Origin of the sequence: Ancylobacter sonchi (genome assembly GCF_018390695.1) — a bacterium.
Taxonomy (GTDB): Bacteria; Pseudomonadota; Alphaproteobacteria; order Rhizobiales; family Xanthobacteraceae; genus Ancylobacter; species Ancylobacter sonchi.
Genome location: NZ_JAHBGF010000047.1, coordinates 1 through 1,778, shown reverse-complemented (window position 1 = coordinate 1,778; position 1,778 = coordinate 1). Strand labels below are relative to the sequence as shown.

Here is a 1,778-nt window from a genome sequence, read left to right as displayed (position 1 = left end):
AAACCCGCGCGGCACCAACTCCGAGACCCGTAAATGCTGACCCATGGCATTGTTTCTCCACATGAACCAATGCCAGCCAGACGCTCAACTCCATCAAAAGTGAGTCAGAGCCCCTTTTGCACGCCGATCAAGGGGCCCGTTCCAACGCCGTTTGACACCGAATTCGTCGCTCCGGGCCATCTTGTCGGCGATTACCGCCGTTTCAAGCTTCTCGATGACGGCGTCGATTTCGGTCGCGTTCGCTATCATTCCGGGGCCTCCTTCGACGCGGGTGGTTACCGCGTTATACATCTTCTGCGAGCAGACTCACGTAACGCAACATTAGCGCGATTCGAATTTACACATTTATTGCGTCTGATCTAGTCCGATTTCGGCCTGGGCCTGTGCCCAATGCGCTCGGGGGCATAGCGGCCTGCAGGCCATCCCTGAAGGCAAAGGCCGGGCAGGGGGCGCATGCCCGGCCAGACCAGTTGGGCCTCGGTGCCCGCCAACAGGTCTCTGCGAAGTTCGCGCTCTGCCACGCGACCATTCAAGGCGACTTTTCATTCTGAAGCGGGCCAGAGGCAGGCTCGCCATCACGTACGCGACCCGCAGGTGGCCGGACGCGCTGATCACACGCGTCCGGCCCGCCAATACCTGCGAGTTGGGAGAATTGAGGCATCGACGGCCCAGGTTATCTATCAAAACCTCGTCCAACCAAGCCCGTTTTTCAAGCAGTTGGAGCACGAAGATGAACACATCTGAGCTGCAAACGCAGCTGATGGCGCTCGGCAATGCGCCGGGGCCGATCGATGGGCAGTGGGGCAGAAGACGGAAGCAGCGGTTGTCGCTTTCCTCCTGACGGCGGGCCACTGTCTGGACGGCATCCCCGGCCCGAAGACGGCGATGGCGCTCGCTGCCGCGCTGGCGGCGCGGAACGTCGTTGACCTCACGCCGGGGCCGGCTCGCCAGAGCATGAGCACGATTAGGCTCGCCGTGCTAGCCGGCCGGGACGCGCGCAAGCTGAAGGCCTACAAGGGCAGCGTCGGTGTGTGGACAGTCGGCATCGGTCACACGGCAGCTTCCGGCGCCGATCCGTCATTCAGGTCCGACGGTTACCATAGCAGAAGTCTATGTCATCGTTGCGCGCGACATCGTCAAGTATGAGGTGACAAAGCGCGTCTCCATCAAGGTGCCGCTCGCTGATCACCAGTTCGATGCGCTGGGGGCGCTTTGCGATAACATTGGGCAGAGCGGCTTCTCCTGTTCGGCCTTCGTGACGCACATCAACGGCGGCGAGAGGCTAGCCCGCATACGCGCTGCCATCCTGATGTGGTGCAAGGCCGCCGAGATCTTGTACCACCGCACCGCCGAGGCCGACCAGTTCGCCACGCGCTATACGACTCGCTGCCCAGGGCCCGATCGACCGACACCCGGCCAATCAGCCTAGCCGACTGATCTCCCACATCGAAGATCATCATGACCGCGACCCAGAAGGTCGCCACGGCCGTGCCTGCCCCGCTGCCACTCGTCATCCCAGCGGCAACGTAGTAGGCGGTGGCGCAGACCGCTTCCTGACTCGGCGGCGCCGATGCAGTCGTCATCGCCAAGGAAGTGGCGAAGGAGACGGCGGCCGTCGCTATCAACCAGACGAACAATGAGCCATGGTACCTGTCGCGGGTGATGCTAGGCAGTGGCCCCGTAAATTTGCGCGGCGGTTTTTGTCGTGATTCAAGCTCCCGAACCGGGAGTCTAAGAGATGCGCCGTCACGAACTTACCGACGAAGAATGGGCGGTCA

Annotated in this window: 3 protein-coding genes; 2 read left to right on the top strand and 1 reads right to left on the bottom strand. The window is 62.0% G+C overall.

Features of this window, described 5'->3' with window-relative positions:
- Positions 1-93 precede the first annotated feature (93 nt).
- Entirely contained in the window at positions 94-249 is a 156-nt protein-coding gene (locus KHC28_RS27130) for a hypothetical protein (protein WP_214011525.1), read from the bottom strand.
- Between the two features lie 481 nt (positions 250-730).
- Here KHC28_RS27130 and KHC28_RS28070 point away from each other — a divergent pair, with 481 nt between their 5' ends.
- On the top strand, positions 731-841 hold the full coding sequence (locus tag KHC28_RS28070; RefSeq protein ID WP_376772809.1) for a peptidoglycan-binding domain-containing protein: 111 nt from the start codon (positions 731-733) through the stop codon (positions 839-841).
- A 186-nt stretch (positions 842-1,027) separates the two neighbouring features.
- Complete coding sequence (locus KHC28_RS27125) at positions 1,028-1,429, top strand: glycoside hydrolase family protein (protein WP_214011524.1); 402 nt, start codon at positions 1,028-1,030, stop codon at positions 1,427-1,429.
- Positions 1,430-1,778 lie beyond the last annotated feature (349 nt).